This window comes from Microbacterium sp. PRF11, assembly GCF_031844085.1.
Classification (GTDB): Bacteria; Actinomycetota; Actinomycetes; order Actinomycetales; family Microbacteriaceae; genus Microbacterium.
This window is the reverse complement of record NZ_JAUZUP010000003.1, coordinates 170,400-184,965: the sequence shown is the minus strand read 5'-3', so window position 1 is coordinate 184,965 and position 14,566 is coordinate 170,400. Positions and strand designations below refer to the sequence as shown.

14 protein-coding genes are annotated in these 14,566 nt (G+C 71.0%); 2 read left to right on the top strand and 12 right to left on the bottom strand.

Annotated features, from left to right (window positions below; translation table 11 throughout):
* Positions 1-11 precede the first annotated feature (11 nt).
* On the bottom strand, positions 12-974 hold the full coding sequence (locus Q9R20_RS09660) for an alpha/beta hydrolase (protein WP_311249146.1): 963 nt from the start codon (positions 972-974) through the stop codon (positions 12-14).
* A 96-nt stretch (positions 975-1,070) separates the two neighbouring features.
* Here Q9R20_RS09660 and Q9R20_RS09655 point away from each other — a divergent pair, with 96 nt between their 5' ends.
* On the top strand, positions 1,071-1,694 hold the full coding sequence (locus Q9R20_RS09655) for a DUF6518 family protein (RefSeq protein WP_311249145.1): 624 nt from the start codon (positions 1,071-1,073) through the stop codon (positions 1,692-1,694).
* A gap of 7 nt (positions 1,695-1,701) precedes the next feature.
* Here the strand turns inward: Q9R20_RS09655 and Q9R20_RS09650 are convergent, their stop codons facing one another.
* The 8 genes from Q9R20_RS09650 to Q9R20_RS09615 all read right to left on the bottom strand — a co-directional run bounded on the left by Q9R20_RS09650 (position 1,702) and on the right by Q9R20_RS09615 (position 10,061).
* Positions 1,702-2,970 (bottom strand): sn-glycerol-3-phosphate ABC transporter ATP-binding protein UgpC, encoded by a 1,269-nt coding sequence (locus Q9R20_RS09650; protein ID WP_311249144.1) that lies wholly within the window; start codon positions 2,968-2,970, stop codon positions 1,702-1,704.
* A 12-nt stretch (positions 2,971-2,982) separates the two neighbouring features.
* Entirely contained in the window at positions 2,983-3,831 is an 849-nt protein-coding gene (locus Q9R20_RS09645; RefSeq protein WP_311249143.1) for a carbohydrate ABC transporter permease, read from the bottom strand.
* Positions 3,831-4,796: a sugar ABC transporter permease gene (locus tag Q9R20_RS09640; protein ID WP_311249142.1), complete on the bottom strand. Its 966-nt coding sequence runs from the start codon at positions 4,794-4,796 to the stop codon at positions 3,831-3,833. Before Q9R20_RS09640 ends, Q9R20_RS09645 begins: the two co-directional genes overlap by 1 nt.
* Positions 4,793-6,058: an extracellular solute-binding protein gene (locus tag Q9R20_RS09635; protein WP_311249141.1), complete on the bottom strand. Its 1,266-nt coding sequence runs from the start codon at positions 6,056-6,058 to the stop codon at positions 4,793-4,795. The genes Q9R20_RS09640 and Q9R20_RS09635 overlap by 4 nt, the downstream gene beginning before the upstream one ends.
* Positions 6,059-6,231: 173 nt before the next feature.
* Positions 6,232-7,605 (bottom strand): FAD-dependent oxidoreductase, encoded by a 1,374-nt coding sequence (locus Q9R20_RS09630; protein WP_311249140.1) that lies wholly within the window; start codon positions 7,603-7,605, stop codon positions 6,232-6,234.
* Positions 7,606-7,645: 40 nt separating this feature from the next.
* Complete coding sequence (locus tag Q9R20_RS09625; protein ID WP_311249139.1) at positions 7,646-8,707, bottom strand: polyprenyl synthetase family protein; 1,062 nt, start codon at positions 8,705-8,707, stop codon at positions 7,646-7,648.
* A 61-nt stretch (positions 8,708-8,768) separates the two neighbouring features.
* The gene (locus Q9R20_RS09620) at positions 8,769-9,488 is read right to left on the bottom strand and encodes a demethylmenaquinone methyltransferase (protein ID WP_311249138.1); all 720 of its coding nucleotides are present in this window, start codon (positions 9,486-9,488) and stop codon (positions 8,769-8,771) included.
* A 9-nt stretch (positions 9,489-9,497) separates the two neighbouring features.
* Entirely contained in the window at positions 9,498-10,061 is a 564-nt protein-coding gene (locus Q9R20_RS09615) for a DUF402 domain-containing protein (RefSeq protein ID WP_311249137.1), read from the bottom strand.
* A gap of 134 nt (positions 10,062-10,195) precedes the next feature.
* Between Q9R20_RS09615 and Q9R20_RS09610 the strand changes: the two genes are divergently transcribed.
* Positions 10,196-11,410, top strand: coding sequence for a chorismate-binding protein (locus Q9R20_RS09610; protein ID WP_311249450.1), 1,215 nt, complete (start codon positions 10,196-10,198; stop codon positions 11,408-11,410).
* A gap of 1 nt (position 11,411) precedes the next feature.
* On the opposite strand, the gene Q9R20_RS09605 is transcribed toward Q9R20_RS09610, so the two are convergent.
* From Q9R20_RS09605 to Q9R20_RS09595, 3 genes are read right to left on the bottom strand one after another with little or no spacing between them, the layout of a single operon-like run.
* A complete protein-coding gene (locus tag Q9R20_RS09605; RefSeq protein WP_311249136.1) occupies positions 11,412-12,269 on the bottom strand; it encodes a polyphosphate kinase 2 family protein in 858 nt (285 codons plus the stop codon).
* Between the two features lie 55 nt (positions 12,270-12,324).
* Complete coding sequence (gene menD / locus Q9R20_RS09600) at positions 12,325-14,103, bottom strand: 2-succinyl-5-enolpyruvyl-6-hydroxy-3-cyclohexene-1-carboxylic-acid synthase (protein ID WP_311249135.1); 1,779 nt, start codon at positions 14,101-14,103, stop codon at positions 12,325-12,327.
* A gap of 3 nt (positions 14,104-14,106) precedes the next feature.
* Positions 14,107-14,523, bottom strand: a complete 417-nt coding sequence (locus Q9R20_RS09595) for a PLD nuclease N-terminal domain-containing protein (RefSeq protein WP_311249134.1) — start codon at positions 14,521-14,523, stop codon at positions 14,107-14,109.
* Positions 14,524-14,566 lie beyond the last annotated feature (43 nt).

Sequence of the window (14,566 nt, the reverse complement as noted above, 5' to 3'; positions counted from 1 at the left end):
GGCGTGCCGCGTCAGCGCAGCGCCCGCAGGCCGTCCTCGAGCGCCGCGTAGGCGGCATCCCGAGCCGGCGGCGCCGAGAGGAACACGTCGTGCAGTGCCCCGTCGATGCGGGTGATGGTGACCGTGCGGGCGATGCGGGTGGCGGCGCGCGCGATGTCGTCGACGACGAGCACCGAGTCGCTCGCGCGCATCGCGTCGCTCCAGCGGGGCGCCACCGTCGACCGGGCCGACAGCAGCACGAGCGCCGGGCACCCGACATCGACCCCGGATGCCACCCGCGCGTGGCCCGCGATGATCGCGGCGAGCCATCCCGGGTGGGTGGGGAAGCCCTGCGACGGACGCCACCCCTCGGGGCTCTCGGGGAGGGCGCCCACGTCTCGTTGCGCGCGCGTGTAGAACCCGAGGTCCACGACGGGGTGCGTGCCGAGCGGGTCGACGCGCGCGCGAGCATTCACGAGCGGCGCCAGCGCCTGACGGCCCAGCGGGCCGAGCTGCAACTCGAGCCAGGGGCTGTTCAGCACGAGACCGTCGGCGACTCCCGGATGCCGCGCGGCCCAGAGCGTCAGGGTCAGGCCACCGGTACTGTGCCCGAGCAGCAACAGGCGGCGCCCCTCGCGCTTCGTGCCCATGGCATCCAGGGCCGCCTGGATGTCGGCGTCGTACACGTCGAGCGACGCGACGTACCCCGGCGACTGGCCGGGGCGCAGGCTCCGGCCGTACTTGCGCAGATCGAGGGCGTGGAAGCGCGCGCCGCGGTCGCTGAAGAACCTCGCGAGCCGGGTCTGGAAGAAGTAGTCCGACCAGCCGTGCACGTACAGGACGTCGGTGTCGCGCAGTTCCCCGAACAAGCGGGCACCCGGGTGCGGACGCGCGCGCACCACGGTCGCGACGACCTCGCCCTCTGCGTCCTCGCCGAGCGGCAGGGTCTGCTGTTCGAAGCCGTCTCCGAGGACGTCCGGATGCCACTCCCCCATCGCCACAGCCTAGGCCCGCCGCATCCATCTCGAGGATGACCCGAAGGCCCTCCAGGGACGGACGCGCCGACGGACGACGCTCCGTACCGTGAGAACGTGCACCCCCGACACTGGCTCGTCCCCGCTCTGCTCGTCGCCGCGGCGTCCCTCGTTCTGGGGGGCGTGACGAGTTTCGGGCAGACCGTCCTGCCCACCGCGCTCTCGTCGTTCGCGAACTCCGCCGGCGGGTGGACGATCCTCACCTTCGGGCTCGTGTGGCTCGCACGCGTACGCCTCCCCGTCGCGGCGGTCCTGGGCGCCGTCTCGTTCGTCCTGCTCGTGGAGGGCTATCGCATCGTCTCGGGCTGGCGCGGGTACTACTACGCCGAGCCGTTCCAGGACACGTTCACCGTCATCGGGCTCCTCGCCGGTCCCCTCGTCGGGCTGTCGGCGGCGCTCGTGCGTTCCGGACCGACCCGGTGGAAGCCGCTCGCGGCATCGCCCGTGGCCGCCGTGCTGCTCGGCGAAGGCGTCTACGGTCTCACCGTCGTCGCCGCGTCGACCAGCCCGGTCTACTGGATCCTGCAGATCGTCCTCGGCGCAGCGCTGCTGATCGCCGTCGTCGTCGCCGCTCGTCCGCGCGTACTCCTCAGCGCGCTCGGCGTCCTCGCGGCCCTCGGCGGCGCGGGCGCCTTCGTGTGGTTCTACCTGTGGGTGGGGCAGCTCGGCGCGGGCGGCTGAGACCGGCTCAGCGAGAAGCCGCGGTGCCCTCGCGCTCCGCGCGCTCCCTGGCCCGCTCGAGCGCGCGCTTGCGCGCCGCCCGTGCGTCCTCCTCGAGCTTCTCCGCCTTCGCCTCGTCGCGGGTGAGGTTCACGCCGGTCTCGGGATCGAACAGGTGCAGCGAGTCGGGCGAGAACCACAGGCGCGCAGCGTCCCCGGCGCGGATCGAGCTCATGGCATCCAGCGCCACGACGAGCTCGGTGCGCAAGCTCTCGCCGTCGAGGTCACGGTCGAGCTCCGACAGCTTCTCCTTGACCGTGGCGTCGGTCTCGTACGGCACGTACGCGTAGAGCACCTCGCCGAGCCACTCGGTCATCTCGATGTCGAGCTCGGTCGTCACACCTCCGGTCAGGTCGCGCTCCGTGGCATCCGCGTCCTCGAAGGCGTCCGGTCGGACGCCGACGATGACGAGGTCGCGACCTTCGACGGCCTTCCGCAAGCGGTCGTCGAGCGGCACGTCGGCGATCGGCAGGCGCAGGATGTCGCCGTCCACGGTCCCGCTGAGGAAGTTCATGGGCGGAGAGCCGATGAAGCCGGCGACGAAGAGGTTGACGGGCTGGTCGTACAGTCCGCGCGGGCTCGCGACCTGCTGCAGTTCGCCGCGGCGCAGCACCGCCACGCGGTCGCCCAGGGTCATGGCCTCGGTCTGATCGTGCGTGACGTAGACCGTGGTGATGCCGAGGGAGCGCTGCAGACGCGCGATCTCGGTGCGCATCTGCCCGCGCAGCTTCGCGTCGAGGTTGGACAGCGGCTCGTCGAAGAGGAACGCGCTCGCGTTGCGCACGATCGCGCGACCCATCGCCACGCGCTGACGCTGACCGCCGGAAAGGTTGGCGGGCTTGCGCTCGAGGTGCTCGTCGAGTTCGAGGAGCTTCGAGGCGCGGCGCACGCGCGAGTCGATCTCCTTGTCGTCGAGGTCGCTCGACTTCAGCCGCATCGGAAAGGCGATGTTCTCGTAGACGGTGAGGTGCGGGTACAGCGCGTAGTTCTGAAAGACCATCGCGAGATTGCGGTCCTTCGGTGCCTTGTCGTTCACGACCTCGTCGGCGATCTTGAGCTCGCCGTCCGAGATGTCTTCGAGGCCGACGATCATGCGCAGCAGCGTCGACTTGCCGCAGCCCGAGGGCCCGACGAGGATCACGAACTCGCCGTCGGCGATGTCGAGGTCGACGCCCTTGACCGCGGTGAAGCCGTCGTCGTAGGTCTTGACGATTCGGTTCAGAGTGATGGATGCCATGGTGTGTGCTCCTTAACCCTTGACGGCGCCCTGCGTGAGACCGGACACGATCCGACGTTGGAAGATGACGACGACGATGACGATGGGGATCGTCACCACGATGGCGGCGGCCGAGATGGCGCCGGTGGGTTCCTCGAACTGCGAGGCCCCGGTGAAGAAGGACAGGGCCGCGGGCACCGGCCGGGCGGCATCCGTCGAGGTGAGGGAGATGCCGTAGACGAAGTCGTTCCAGGCGATGAAGAACGCGATGATCGCGGTGGTGAAGACGCCGGGAGCTGCGAGCGGCACGACGGTCTTGCGGAACGCCTCGAACGGCGTCGCCCCGTCGACCTGGGCCGCCTGCTCGAGCTCCCACGGGATCTGCCGGAAGAACGCGGCGAGCGTCCAGATCGAGATCGGCAGCGTCAGCGACAGGTACGGGATGATCAGGCCGAGCCACGTGTCGTAGAGCCCGACCACGCGCCACAGGTTGAATAGCGGGGTGACGATCGACACGATCGGGAACACCGACACCGCGAGCGCCGTCGTGAGGATGATGCGCTTGCCCGGGAAGTCCAGTCGCGCGATCGCGTAGGCGCAGAGGGTCGCGAGCACCACGGCGATGAACGTCGCGATCAGCGAGATGCCGATCGAGTTGCGCAGGGCCGGCAGGAACAGGTCCTGCGCACTGCCGCCCGGGGCGAGGATCGTGGCGTAGTTGTCGAGCGTCCACTCCTGCGGCAGCAGGGTGCCGGAGAACAGTCCCGCCGGTGTCTTGAACGAGGTCATGAGGATCGAGAACACCGGGAACAGCGACCACACCAGCACGGCCGCGATGATCACGATCCACGTGATCCGCTGGGGCCAGGTCATTGCGCGCATCAGCCGTTCCTCCCTGCGGAAAGGTCCACCTTGAATCCCTTGATGAAGATGCCCGCGATGATGAGGACGCTGAGGAACAGCAGCACCGAGATGGCCGAGCCCAGCCCGATCTCCAGGCGCCCGATCGAGGTGTTGTAGGCCAGGAGCGACAGGGCCTCGGTGTTGTTGGCGCCCGCCGTCATGATGAAGATGTTGTCGAAGATGCGGAACGCCTCGAGCGTGCGGAAGAGCACGGCGACCATGATCGCGGCCTTCATGTTCGGCAGGATGACCCGGCGCAGCACTTCCCACGAGGTGGCGCCGTCGACCTTCGCCGCCTCCTCGAGGTCGCCCGGCACCTGGGCCAGACCCGAGAGCAGCAGCAGGGAGATGAACGGGGTCGTCTTCCACACCTCGCTGAGGATGATCACCGTGAGCGAGGTGCCCTGGTACGCGAACCAGTTGAGGTTCTCGTCGAACCCGGGGATCCACGCGAGCCAGCTGTTGACGTAGCCGCCGGAGTTGATGTCGAAGGCGTAGAAGAACGCGAACGCCGAGACGACGGTGATGATGCCGTAGGGCACGAGGATCGCGGTCCGCGCGAAGCCGCGCAGCTTCTTGATCGCCCGGTGCATGACGAGCGCGAAGCCGAAGCCGATGATGAGCTCGAGCAGCACCGTCACGACCGTGATGAACAGCGTCACCCCCATCGACTGCCAGAACGCCGGGTCGCCGAGGATGACCTGGTAGTTGCGGAACCAGATGAACTCCCGGTCGTCTGGGGCGGTCAGGCGAAGGCTGAAGAGGGAGTCCCACAGCGCCTGCACGATCGGGTAGAGCGTGACGAGCAGCATGATGCCGAAGGCGGGCCCGGCGAGCATCCACCCCAGGCGGGCCTCGGCCCGGGCACGATCGGAACGGCGCTTCTTCTTCGGAGCCTCCGGCTCTCCGCGCCTCGTCGCGCGGGTGACGGTCGTATCGGTCACAGCAGACGCTCCCCTCTGAGCACCGCGAGGATGAAGTCGGTCGAGGTCTGCGGCGTCGTGTCGGGATTCACGGCGTTCGGCGGATGCCACGTGCGCTGCAGGCCGATGGAGATCTCGTTGTAGTACGGCGTCTGCGGCCGCGGGGCGCCCAGCTGCAGCGACTCGGCGATCGTGGATGCCATCGGGAACTTCTCGTTCACCTCGGCGTCGTCGTACGCGGCGAGGTTCGAGGGCGGGTTGCCGTTGGTGACGAAGTACTGCGCCTGGTTCTCAGGGCTGACGATGCAGGCCACCGCCTGCCAGGCGAGGTCGACGTTCTCGCTGTAGGCACCCACGCCGAGGTTGATCCCGCCGACGGGCGGTGCGGCCGGGGTCCCGGCATCCACTCGGGGGTACACCGCCCAGCCGAGGTCGTCGATCACCTCGGGGGCCGCCCCCTGCATGGCCGGGTAGACGAAGGGCCAGTTGACCATGAACGAGCCGTTGTCGCCCTGGAAGAGGTTCATGCTGGCGTTCTCGTCGGCGGTGGGAAGACCCGGACCGCCGAGGTTCGACGAGCCGATGCGCCCGATGATCTCGGCCGCCTTCTTCCCCGCGTCGGACTCCAGGCCCAGCTGCATCTCGTCGGGCTTGGCGTCGGGGTTCTCGAGGATCTGCCCGCCGCCCGAGGCGACCAGCGCGTTGATCCACACCGTCAGCGACTCGGCGAGGGCGCCCTGCACGCCGAGCTGCTTGTTCTGCTCCTCGGCGGCCTGCATGATCTGGTCCCACGTGACCGGCTGGCTCATGTCGAGGCCCGCGGCCTCGGCGACGGACTTGCGGTACCAGAGCAGCTGCGTGTTGGCCCAGAACGGCACGGTGACGAGCTCGCCGTTCCAGCTCGCGGACTGGACCGCGCCCTGCACCACGCCGTCGGTGTTCTGCAGCTCGTCGGGCACGGGGGCGAGGAAGCCGGGCTCGGCGAGCTCGGGGATGAACGGCGGGTCGAGGCTCATGATGTCGAGCGACCGGTCGCTCGCGGCGAGACGCCGGGCGAGCTGTTCGCGCTGCGAAGCGGCGTCGCGCGGAAGCAGGGACGTCTCGATGCGGTACGCCCCGTCGGCGGCCTCGGTACAGGATGCCGCGATCTCGGCCTGACCGCCGTCGTCGGGGTTGATGTACCAGGTCAGCGTCGGCACCCCGTCGCCCGCGGAGCAGGCACCGAGCGTGCCCGCGAGGGCGAGCGCCGACGCCCCGGCCACGATCCGTCTCACCGTTCGCATCCGGCCCCCTCGCCTCGGTGCGGGAACCGGACGGCCCCCTCGTCGTGGCATCCATCCTGTCGAAGCCGCGAGATTCGGGGCACGAGGCTTGCCCCCGGCGCGGGCGGGGTGATACTCGCGCGGGCGGAACGACGAACCGCCCCGTCAGGAGACGGGGCGGTTCGCAGACGGGGTCACTCGCCGCGCGAGATCGCGATCATCTCATCGCGCGGCACGACCTTGATCCGCGCACGCTCGTGCGGGGCGCCGAGGGCGACCTCGTGCTCATCGAGGCGGTGCCAGCCGTCGAGGTCGGTCCAGCGCACGCCGCGCTCGGCGAGCAGGGCCGGGATGGCCTCCTCCTCGGGGTGCGCGGGGCGCCACCACTCACCCTGGTCGTTGATGACATGGCGGACCGTCTCCATGGCATCCGACTTGGTGTGTCCGATGAGGCCGACCGGTCCGCGCTTGATCCACCCGGTCGCGTACAGGCCGGGCAGACGCGAGTTCGAGTCGGCGGCGAGCACCTGACCCTCGTGGTTGGGGATGACGCCGTGCTTCTCGTCGAAGGGGACGTCCTTCAGCGGGGAGCCGAAATAGCCGACGGCGCGGTAGATCGCCTGGATCGGGACCTCGCGGATCTCGCCGGTGCCGACGACACCGCCCTCGGCGTCGGGCTTCGTGCGCTCGTACTTCAGCGCGGCGACGCGCCCGTCGGCATCCTTCACGACCTCGAGGGGCTTGGCCCAGAAGTGCAGGTGGAGGCGTCGCGACGCCTCTCCCCCGGCGTTGTTCACGCCCGGGCGGGTGCGCCACTCCTGCAGCACGCGGTCGATGACCTTGACCTGCTTGTTGGTCTGGATGGCGGCCAGCGACGCCTCGTCGTAATCGAAGTCCTCGTCGTAGACGACCATGTCGACATCGCGCAGCTCGCCGAGCTCGCGCAGCTCGAGCGGGGTGAACTTCACCTGCGCGGGGCCGCGGCGACCGAAGACGTGCACGTCGGTGACGGGCGAGGCCTTGAGCCCCTGGTAGACGTTGTCGGGCACCTCGGTGGGAAGCAGGTCGTCGGCGTGCTTGGCGAGCATGCGCGTGATGTCGAGGGCGACGTTGCCGTTGCCGATGACCGCGACGGACTCGGCCTCGAGCGGCCACTCGCGCGGCACGTCGGGGTGCCCGTCGAACCAGCTGACGAAGTCGGCGGCACCGTAGGAGCCGTGCGCGTCGATGCCGGGGATGTCGAGGTCGGCGTCGCGGATCGCGCCGGTCGAGAAGATGACGGCGTTGTAGTGCTGCTTGAGGTCGTCGAGGGTGATGTCCTCGCCGAAGCGCACGTTGCCGAAGATGCGGATGTCGCCGCGGTCGAGCACCTCGCGCAGCGCCGTGATGACGCCCTTGATGCGGGGGTGGTCGGGGGCCACGCCGTAGCGCACGAGACCGTAGGGAGCCGGCAGCTGCTCGAAGAGGTCGATGGAGACGTCGAACTGACGCTCGGCTTTCAGCAGGATGTCGGCGGCGTAGATGCCGGCGGGACCGGCTCCGACGATGGCGAGGCGCAGCTTCGTCATGGGTTCCTCTCGATCGCGATCGGGGGGGGGTGGAAAAGGATCAGGCCGAGCGGTCGGCGACCGCGCGCGCGAAGCGCGTCAGCGCCTCGCGGACCGCGCCGTCGGGCAGCGGCGCGAGAGCGTCGATCGCCTCCTGCGACCACTGGTGGGCCAGGCGCAGGGTCTCGTGCGTGGTGTCGTGGTCGCGCAGCTCGGCGAGGGCGCCGTCGAGGATCGACGGGTCGGCTCCTTCGGCGATGCGCTCCTGCCCCTCGTCGATGCGCGCGCGCAGATCGGCGGACGCGGCGTCGGCGCGGTGACCGAGCAGCAGGTACGGCATGGTCGGCACGCCCGCACGCAGGTCGGTGCCGGGAACCTTACCTGTCTCGGAGGGGTCGGGCGAGAGATCGATCACGTCGTCGAGCAGCTGGAAGGCGACACCGGCCTTCTCGCCGAAGATGACCATCGGCTGCTCGAACTCCTCGGGAGCGCCCGAGTAGATGACGCCCGACTGGGCGGCAGCGGCGATGAGCGAACCGGTCTTGTCGGCGAGCACGCGCAGGTAGAAGTCGACGGGCTCGTCGCCCTCCTGCGGGCCGACGGTCTCGTGCATCTGCCCGAGCACGAGGCGCTCGAACGTGTCGGCCTGCAGCTGGATCGCGCGCTCCCCCCGGCGGGCCATGAGCTGGCTGGCGCGCGCGAAGAGGAGGTCGCCGGTGAGGATGGCGATGTTGTTGCCCCACACCGTCTGCGCGCTGGGAACGCCGCGACGCTTGTCGGCGCCGTCCATGACGTCGTCGTGGTAGAGCGAACCGAGGTGGGTCAGCTCGAGCGCCGTGGCAACCTCGACGACCTCCCGGGTCGTTCCCTGCCCGAGCTGCGCGGTGAGGATGGCGAGCATCGGGCGCACCCGCTTGCCACCCGCCTCGTACAGGTACCGGGCGGTGACGTCGGCGAGCTTGTCGGCGCTGCGCACCTCGCCCTCGAGCTCGGTCTCGACGCGCGCGAGGCCCGCCTCGACGGTCGACAGGAGGGTACGCGAGCGGAGGCCGGCGAAGATGCGGTCACTCAGGCCCAGCTTGCCCGACAGGCGGGAGCCGGCCGCGGGCGGTCTCGGGGTCACGGTTTCAGCCTATCCTGGCGCGCTGCGGCGCCGCCGACGGTATCTCGACGGTTGACAGCGCTCAGGAGAGGGGCCGGATGCCGCGGTGCAGGGCGACGATGCCGAACGACAGGTTGCGATACGCGACGTCATCCCAGCCCGCGTCGCGCATCCACGACGCCAGTGTCGGCTGGTCGGGCCAGTCGCGGATGGACTCGTTGAGGTAGTCGTACGCCTCGGCGTTCGAGCTGACGGCCTTGGCGACGATCGGCAGGACGCGGTCGTTGTAGAAGCGGTAGAGCCCGTTGAAGGCCCGGGACGGCGGGTGGGAGAACTCGCACACGACGATGCGTCCGCCGGGGCGGGTGACGCGGCGGAGCTCGCGCAGCGCCCGGCGCGGGTCGTTGACGTTGCGCAGACCGAACGACATGGTCACCGCGTCGAACTCGCCGTCGGCGAAGGGCAGGTCGGTGGCGTCGGCCTGAACGAACTCGAGGTTGGGCACGTCGCCGTGGCGACGACGCCCCTCGGCGATCATGCCGCGCGAGAAGTCGGCGGCGACGACGTGGGCGCCGCTGGGCACGAACGCCATCGACGAGGTGCCGGTGCCGGCGGCCAGATCGAGGATGCGCTCCCCGCGCTGCGGAGCGACCGCGCGGAGCGTCGCCACGCGCCACAGGCGGTCGTTGCCGAGGCTGAGCACCGAATTGGTGCGGTCGTACGCCGCCGCGACCTGATCGAACATGCCGCTGACGCGCTGCGGGTCTTTGCCGAGATCGGCGCGGTTGGGGTCGCTGCTCACCCGACGAGTCTAGGCGCGCGGCGTGGCGGGGTCTTCGGGGGTTGCCATCGCGGCGAGACGGGCGAGCCAGGGGCCGGTCACGTCGTCGGAGAACGGCGCCTCGCGGGCGAGCACCCGTCGCTCGAGGTCGAGGGCCGTCGCCTCGAGGTGCTCGACGATGTCGGCGGGGTAGCCGTACTGCACGCGGTGCTCGTCCCACTCGTCGCGATCGTCGATCCACGTGCCGCGCTCGTCCGTGCGACGCACGACGTCCAGGTCCATGTCGATCCCGCGGGGCACGCCGTCGTCGTGCCAGCGCACGTCCCAGCCCAGGTCGATGTACACCGCGACCGGGTGAGGCGCGGCGTTGTGCGTGAAGGCCCAGTCGCCGCTGCCGGGGACGAGCGTCACGTTCGGCTGGCGGCACACGAACTCGGCACCCGGACGGACGCTGCGCCACCCGACCTGCTGGCCGAACCACTCGCCCCACTCGTCGGCGCCGAGATAGACGCTGTCCTGCACCCAGTGCGGCGAACCGTCCCATTTGCGCCATTCGAACGAGAGGCGGGTGCCGGGGGCCGGACGGTGTTCCATGTTCCGGAGTCTAGATCGACGTCGAGAGGGCGGCGCGATCGGGCGCCGACGGCGGGTCTACGCTGAAAGACGTGCTCGAACCCGCGGATGACAGCGTGCCGCGCCTGCGCGTGGTCACGCGGGAACTCCCCCCGATGGACGACGTCCTGGCGTACACGACCCCGTACGACCCCCTCTTCTGGAGCCGTCGCGGCGAATCGCTGGCGGCCTTCGGCGATCTGCTGACGCTCAGCTACCGCGGCGAGCGCCCGGGAGATGCGACCATCTCCGAGCGGTGGCGCGCCATCGCCGCCGCGGCCGAGGTCGACGACCCGGTGCAGCTGCCCGGGACGGGGCTCGTCGCGTTCGGATCGTTCGTGTTCGACCCGCAGTCCGCGCGCGAGAACGTCCTGCGCGTGCCCGGCATGATCGTCGGCCGCCACTCCGGACGCGCGTGGGTCACGCGGCTGGCGTTCGACGACACCCCCGACGAGCCCGAGCCGGAGCTGCCCCCGCGCTCGCCCTTCGGTCCCCACTGGTCGGCGACGCTCGGCCCGGGACTGCAGAACGCCGAACGGTATCAGGATGCCGTCCGCCGCGCCGTCGACGCGATCGACGCCCGCGAAGTGGCCAAGGTCGTCCTCGCCCGGGACATCGTCGGCACCATCCCCGCCGGAGCGGATCTGCGCCGCCTCGTGCGATCGCTGCTGGAGGGGTACCCCGACTGCTGGGTGTTCGCCGTCGACGGTCTCATCGGCGCGAGCCCGGAGACGCTGGTCACCGTGTCGCACGGCACGATCACCGCGCGGGTGCTCGCCGGGACCGTCGCGCGCGGCGGCGACGCCGACGCCGACGTCGCGGCATCCATCGCCCTCACCGAGAGCGTGAAGGACCAGGAGGAGCACCGCTTCGCCGTGCAGAGCGTGCTGAAGGCCCTCGGGCCGCACACCTCGGCGCTTGCGGCCGGCGAGCAGCCCTTCACGCTGAAGCTGCCGAACGTCTGGCACCTCGCGACCGACGTCGAGGGCGAGCTCAGCGAGGACGCGTCCTCTCTCGATCTGCTGTCGGTGCTGCACCCCACCGCGGCGGTCGCGGGAACCCCGACCGATGCGGCGATGCGCGTGATCCGCCGCCTCGAGCCCTTCGACCGGGGGCGCTACGCCGGCGCGGTCGGGTGGACCGGCGCCTCGGGCGACGGCGAATGGGCGATCGCCCTGCGGTGCGCGCAGATCGATCGCGCCGTTCCGTCGTCGCCGACGAAGCCCATCACCGCCTACGCGGGTGCGGGCATCGTCGCCGACAGCGTGCCGGAGTCGGAGCTGCTCGAGACGCGCGTGAAGTTCCGCCCGATCGTCGAGGCCCTCGCCTGAGTCAGGAGTTCGCGAGCCGCTGCTTCTCGACCTCGACGTCGTAATCGGCCGCGGGCCACTGCGGGTCGATGTCCTCCAGGGCGTCGATCAGCAGCTGCTGCACCGCGAGACGCGCGTACCACTTGCGGTCGGCCGGGACGACGTGCCAAGGAGCGATGGGCGTGGAGGTCCGCTCGATCGCGACCTGGTAAGCGTCCATGTAGGCGTCCCAGAGTTCGCGCTCGTCGACGTCGCCGGGGTTGTACTTCCAGTGCTTGTCGGGACGTTCGAGGCGCTCCGCCAGTCGTTCGCGCTGCTCGTCCTTCGAGATGTGCAGCATCACCTTCACCAGGCGGATGCCCATCTCGGCGGCCTGCGCCTCGAAGGAGACGATCGCGCCGTAGCGCCGTTCGATCTCCTCCTGCGGCGCCAGTGCCCGCACCCGGCCGATCAACACGTCCTCGTAGTGCGACCGGTCGAAGACGCCGAGGCGACCGGCGTCGGGCAGGCGCTTCTCGATCCGCCAGAGGAAGTCGTGCTCGAGCTCCTCGGTGGTGGGCTTCTTGAACGAGGCCAGCTCGACACCCTGCGGGTCGACCGCACCCACGACGTGACGGACGATGCCGCCCTTGCCGGCGGTGTCCATCGCCTGCAGCACCAGCAGCACCGAGCCGGTCGCGGTGCCCGCCACGCTCTGCGCGAAGAGACGTTCCTGCAGGTCCTCGAGGGGCTCGCGCCCGGCGTCGAGATCGGCGCGGCCGTCGTTCTTGTCGCCGTCGTACCCGGGCGTGGAGCGCGGGTCGATGTCGGCGAGGCGGAAGCCCGGCTCGACGCGCAGGGCGTCGGTGGCGGGGCGGGACCATCTGCTGCTCGTGCTCATCCCGACATGGTGCCGTGGCATCCGGGATCCGCGCCAGGCGTTGACGCGGCACCGCTCAGCGCGAGAGGGGCACCTCGACGAGCTGTCGGCCGCCGGTGGGGGCGGTGAGCACCTGGTCGAGGGCGACGCGCGTGGTGCAGCGGTGGTACTCCCACCCGAACGCGAGGGCGAGCTGCTCGAGGCGGGCGGTGTGCGGGGTGTACTGCACGCGCGTCATCGCGTCGTCCCCGGCGACGGAGGCCACCTCGAGCCCGTCGAAGATCGTTCCGCCGCCGTCGTTGCCGACGACCACCTGCAGGCGCGGCTCGTCCTCGCCGGGCGTCAGGAGGAGCGCACCCATGTCGTGCAGGAACGCCAGATCGCCCAGCAGGAGCCGCGTCACACCGGGACGCTCGTCGTCCTGGCTGGCGAGGGCGACGCCCGTGGCCGTCGCGATCGTGCCGTCGATGCCGGCCAGGCCGCGGTTGGAATGCACCGAGACCTTCTTCCCGCCGAGCAGCTCGTCGGCGACGCGGACGATGCGCGACGATCCGAACACGAGCCGGTCGTGCGGCCACGTGGCCCGCCACAGGGCGTCGACGAGAGCCGCCCGATCGACGGCGGCGCGGAGCACCTCGACCTCGGCGTTGAGGGCGCCGAGCCTCTCGCGCGGGACGGTGGATGCCAGCCCCTCGGCGTCGGGAGCCGGTGGGGTGAGGTCGACGGCGGCGTCGCGCGACGCGCGCATCCACTCGCCCAGCCACGCCCGCTCCCCCGCGCCGCTCGCGCGCACGGCGTCGACGGCGACGGTGGCGCCGTTGAGGTTGACCGGCTCGCCCGGACCGCGCACGGCGAGCACCTCGACGTCGTCGCGCGAGAGGAGGCGCGTGACCTCGCGGCTGAGGGTGGGCCGCCCGAACAGGACGACGCGTTCGATGCGTCCGCCGAGCTCGGCCTCTCGCAGGAGCGCGCGATAGCCGTGCACCAGGTGGCGTCCGAAGCGGGCACCGCTGACGATCTCGGCGATCAGCGGGTACCCGCCGTCGTGGGCGAACTGCTCGGCCACGGGCCCGGCGTCGGCCCCGGCGACGACGACCGTGCGGGGACCTGGCTCGACGACGTGCGCCGCCTCGGTGTCGGGGGCGACGTCGGCCATCCCGATCCCGCCCCCACCCTGGTAGAGCGCTCCGGACACGTCGTCGTCGTCCGCTCCCTCGGCGACGGTCGTCCGGGATGCCGCCCGCTCCGCGAGCCACTCGGGCACCGCCCCCGCGAGGGGTTCGCGCAGCGGCACGTTCAGATGCACGGGGCCGGCGGCACGCGCTCCCTCGCCGAGGGCGGCGGCGAGCGCCTCGGCCGCAAGCGCGTCGAGCTCGGACGTCTGCGCGGCGGTGCCGTCGTCGTCGGTCTGCTCGGGGACGGCGAGATCGGCCTCGAGGCGGACGGCCGAGCGGAATAGGCCGGGCTGACGGGTGGTCTGGTTGGCGCCGACGCCGCGCAGCTCCGGCGGGCGGTCGGCGGTGAGCAGCAGGAGCGGGACGCCGGCGTGGTGCGCCTCGAGGGCGGCGGGCAGGAGGTTGGCGACCGCGGTGCCGGAGGTGCACACGACGACCGCCGGCATCCCGGTCTCACGCCCGATGCCCAGGGCGGTGAATCCGGCGACGCGTTCGTCGATCCGCACGTGCAGGCGGATCAGGTCCCGCTGTTCGAGAGCGGCCGCGACGAGGGCGAGCGCCTGCGAGCGCGATCCGGGACTGACCACGACGTGGCGCACGCCGCGGGCCACGAGCCCGGCCAGGAGAGCCGCGGCCGCGTCGGTCGCGGGCGCGGCGGCCTGGTCGTTCGTCGCGGGCACGGGTCAGCCGACGGCGCCGCGCTGACCGCGGGTGTCGTCGTCGCCCTTGCCGGGGTCGTCGCCCGGCTCGGTCTTCGGCTTCGGCGGGCGCGGGTCGTCGGCCTCGGAGTCGAGCTGCGCGAGCTCCTCCTCGAGTCGACGGATGCGCTCGTCCTGATCGGCGCGCGCCGACGCCGACATGCGCCCGAGGAACTCGGGGTCGTCGTCGGGCGCGCGGAGCAGCACCGGCTTGTCGGCGCGACCCCGACCGATGAGGAACCACAAGATGCCGCCGAGCACCGGCAGCAGGATGACGATGGCCATCCACGCGGGCTTGCTGACACCGCGGTGACGGTTGGGGGGTTGCACAGCGCAGTCGACGATCGTGTAGACCCAGAAGACGGTCGCCACGAGCGCCAGGATGAGAAGCAGCCGTGCCATGGACCGATTCTACGTGCGTCTGCTGGACGCGGGCCCGACGTCC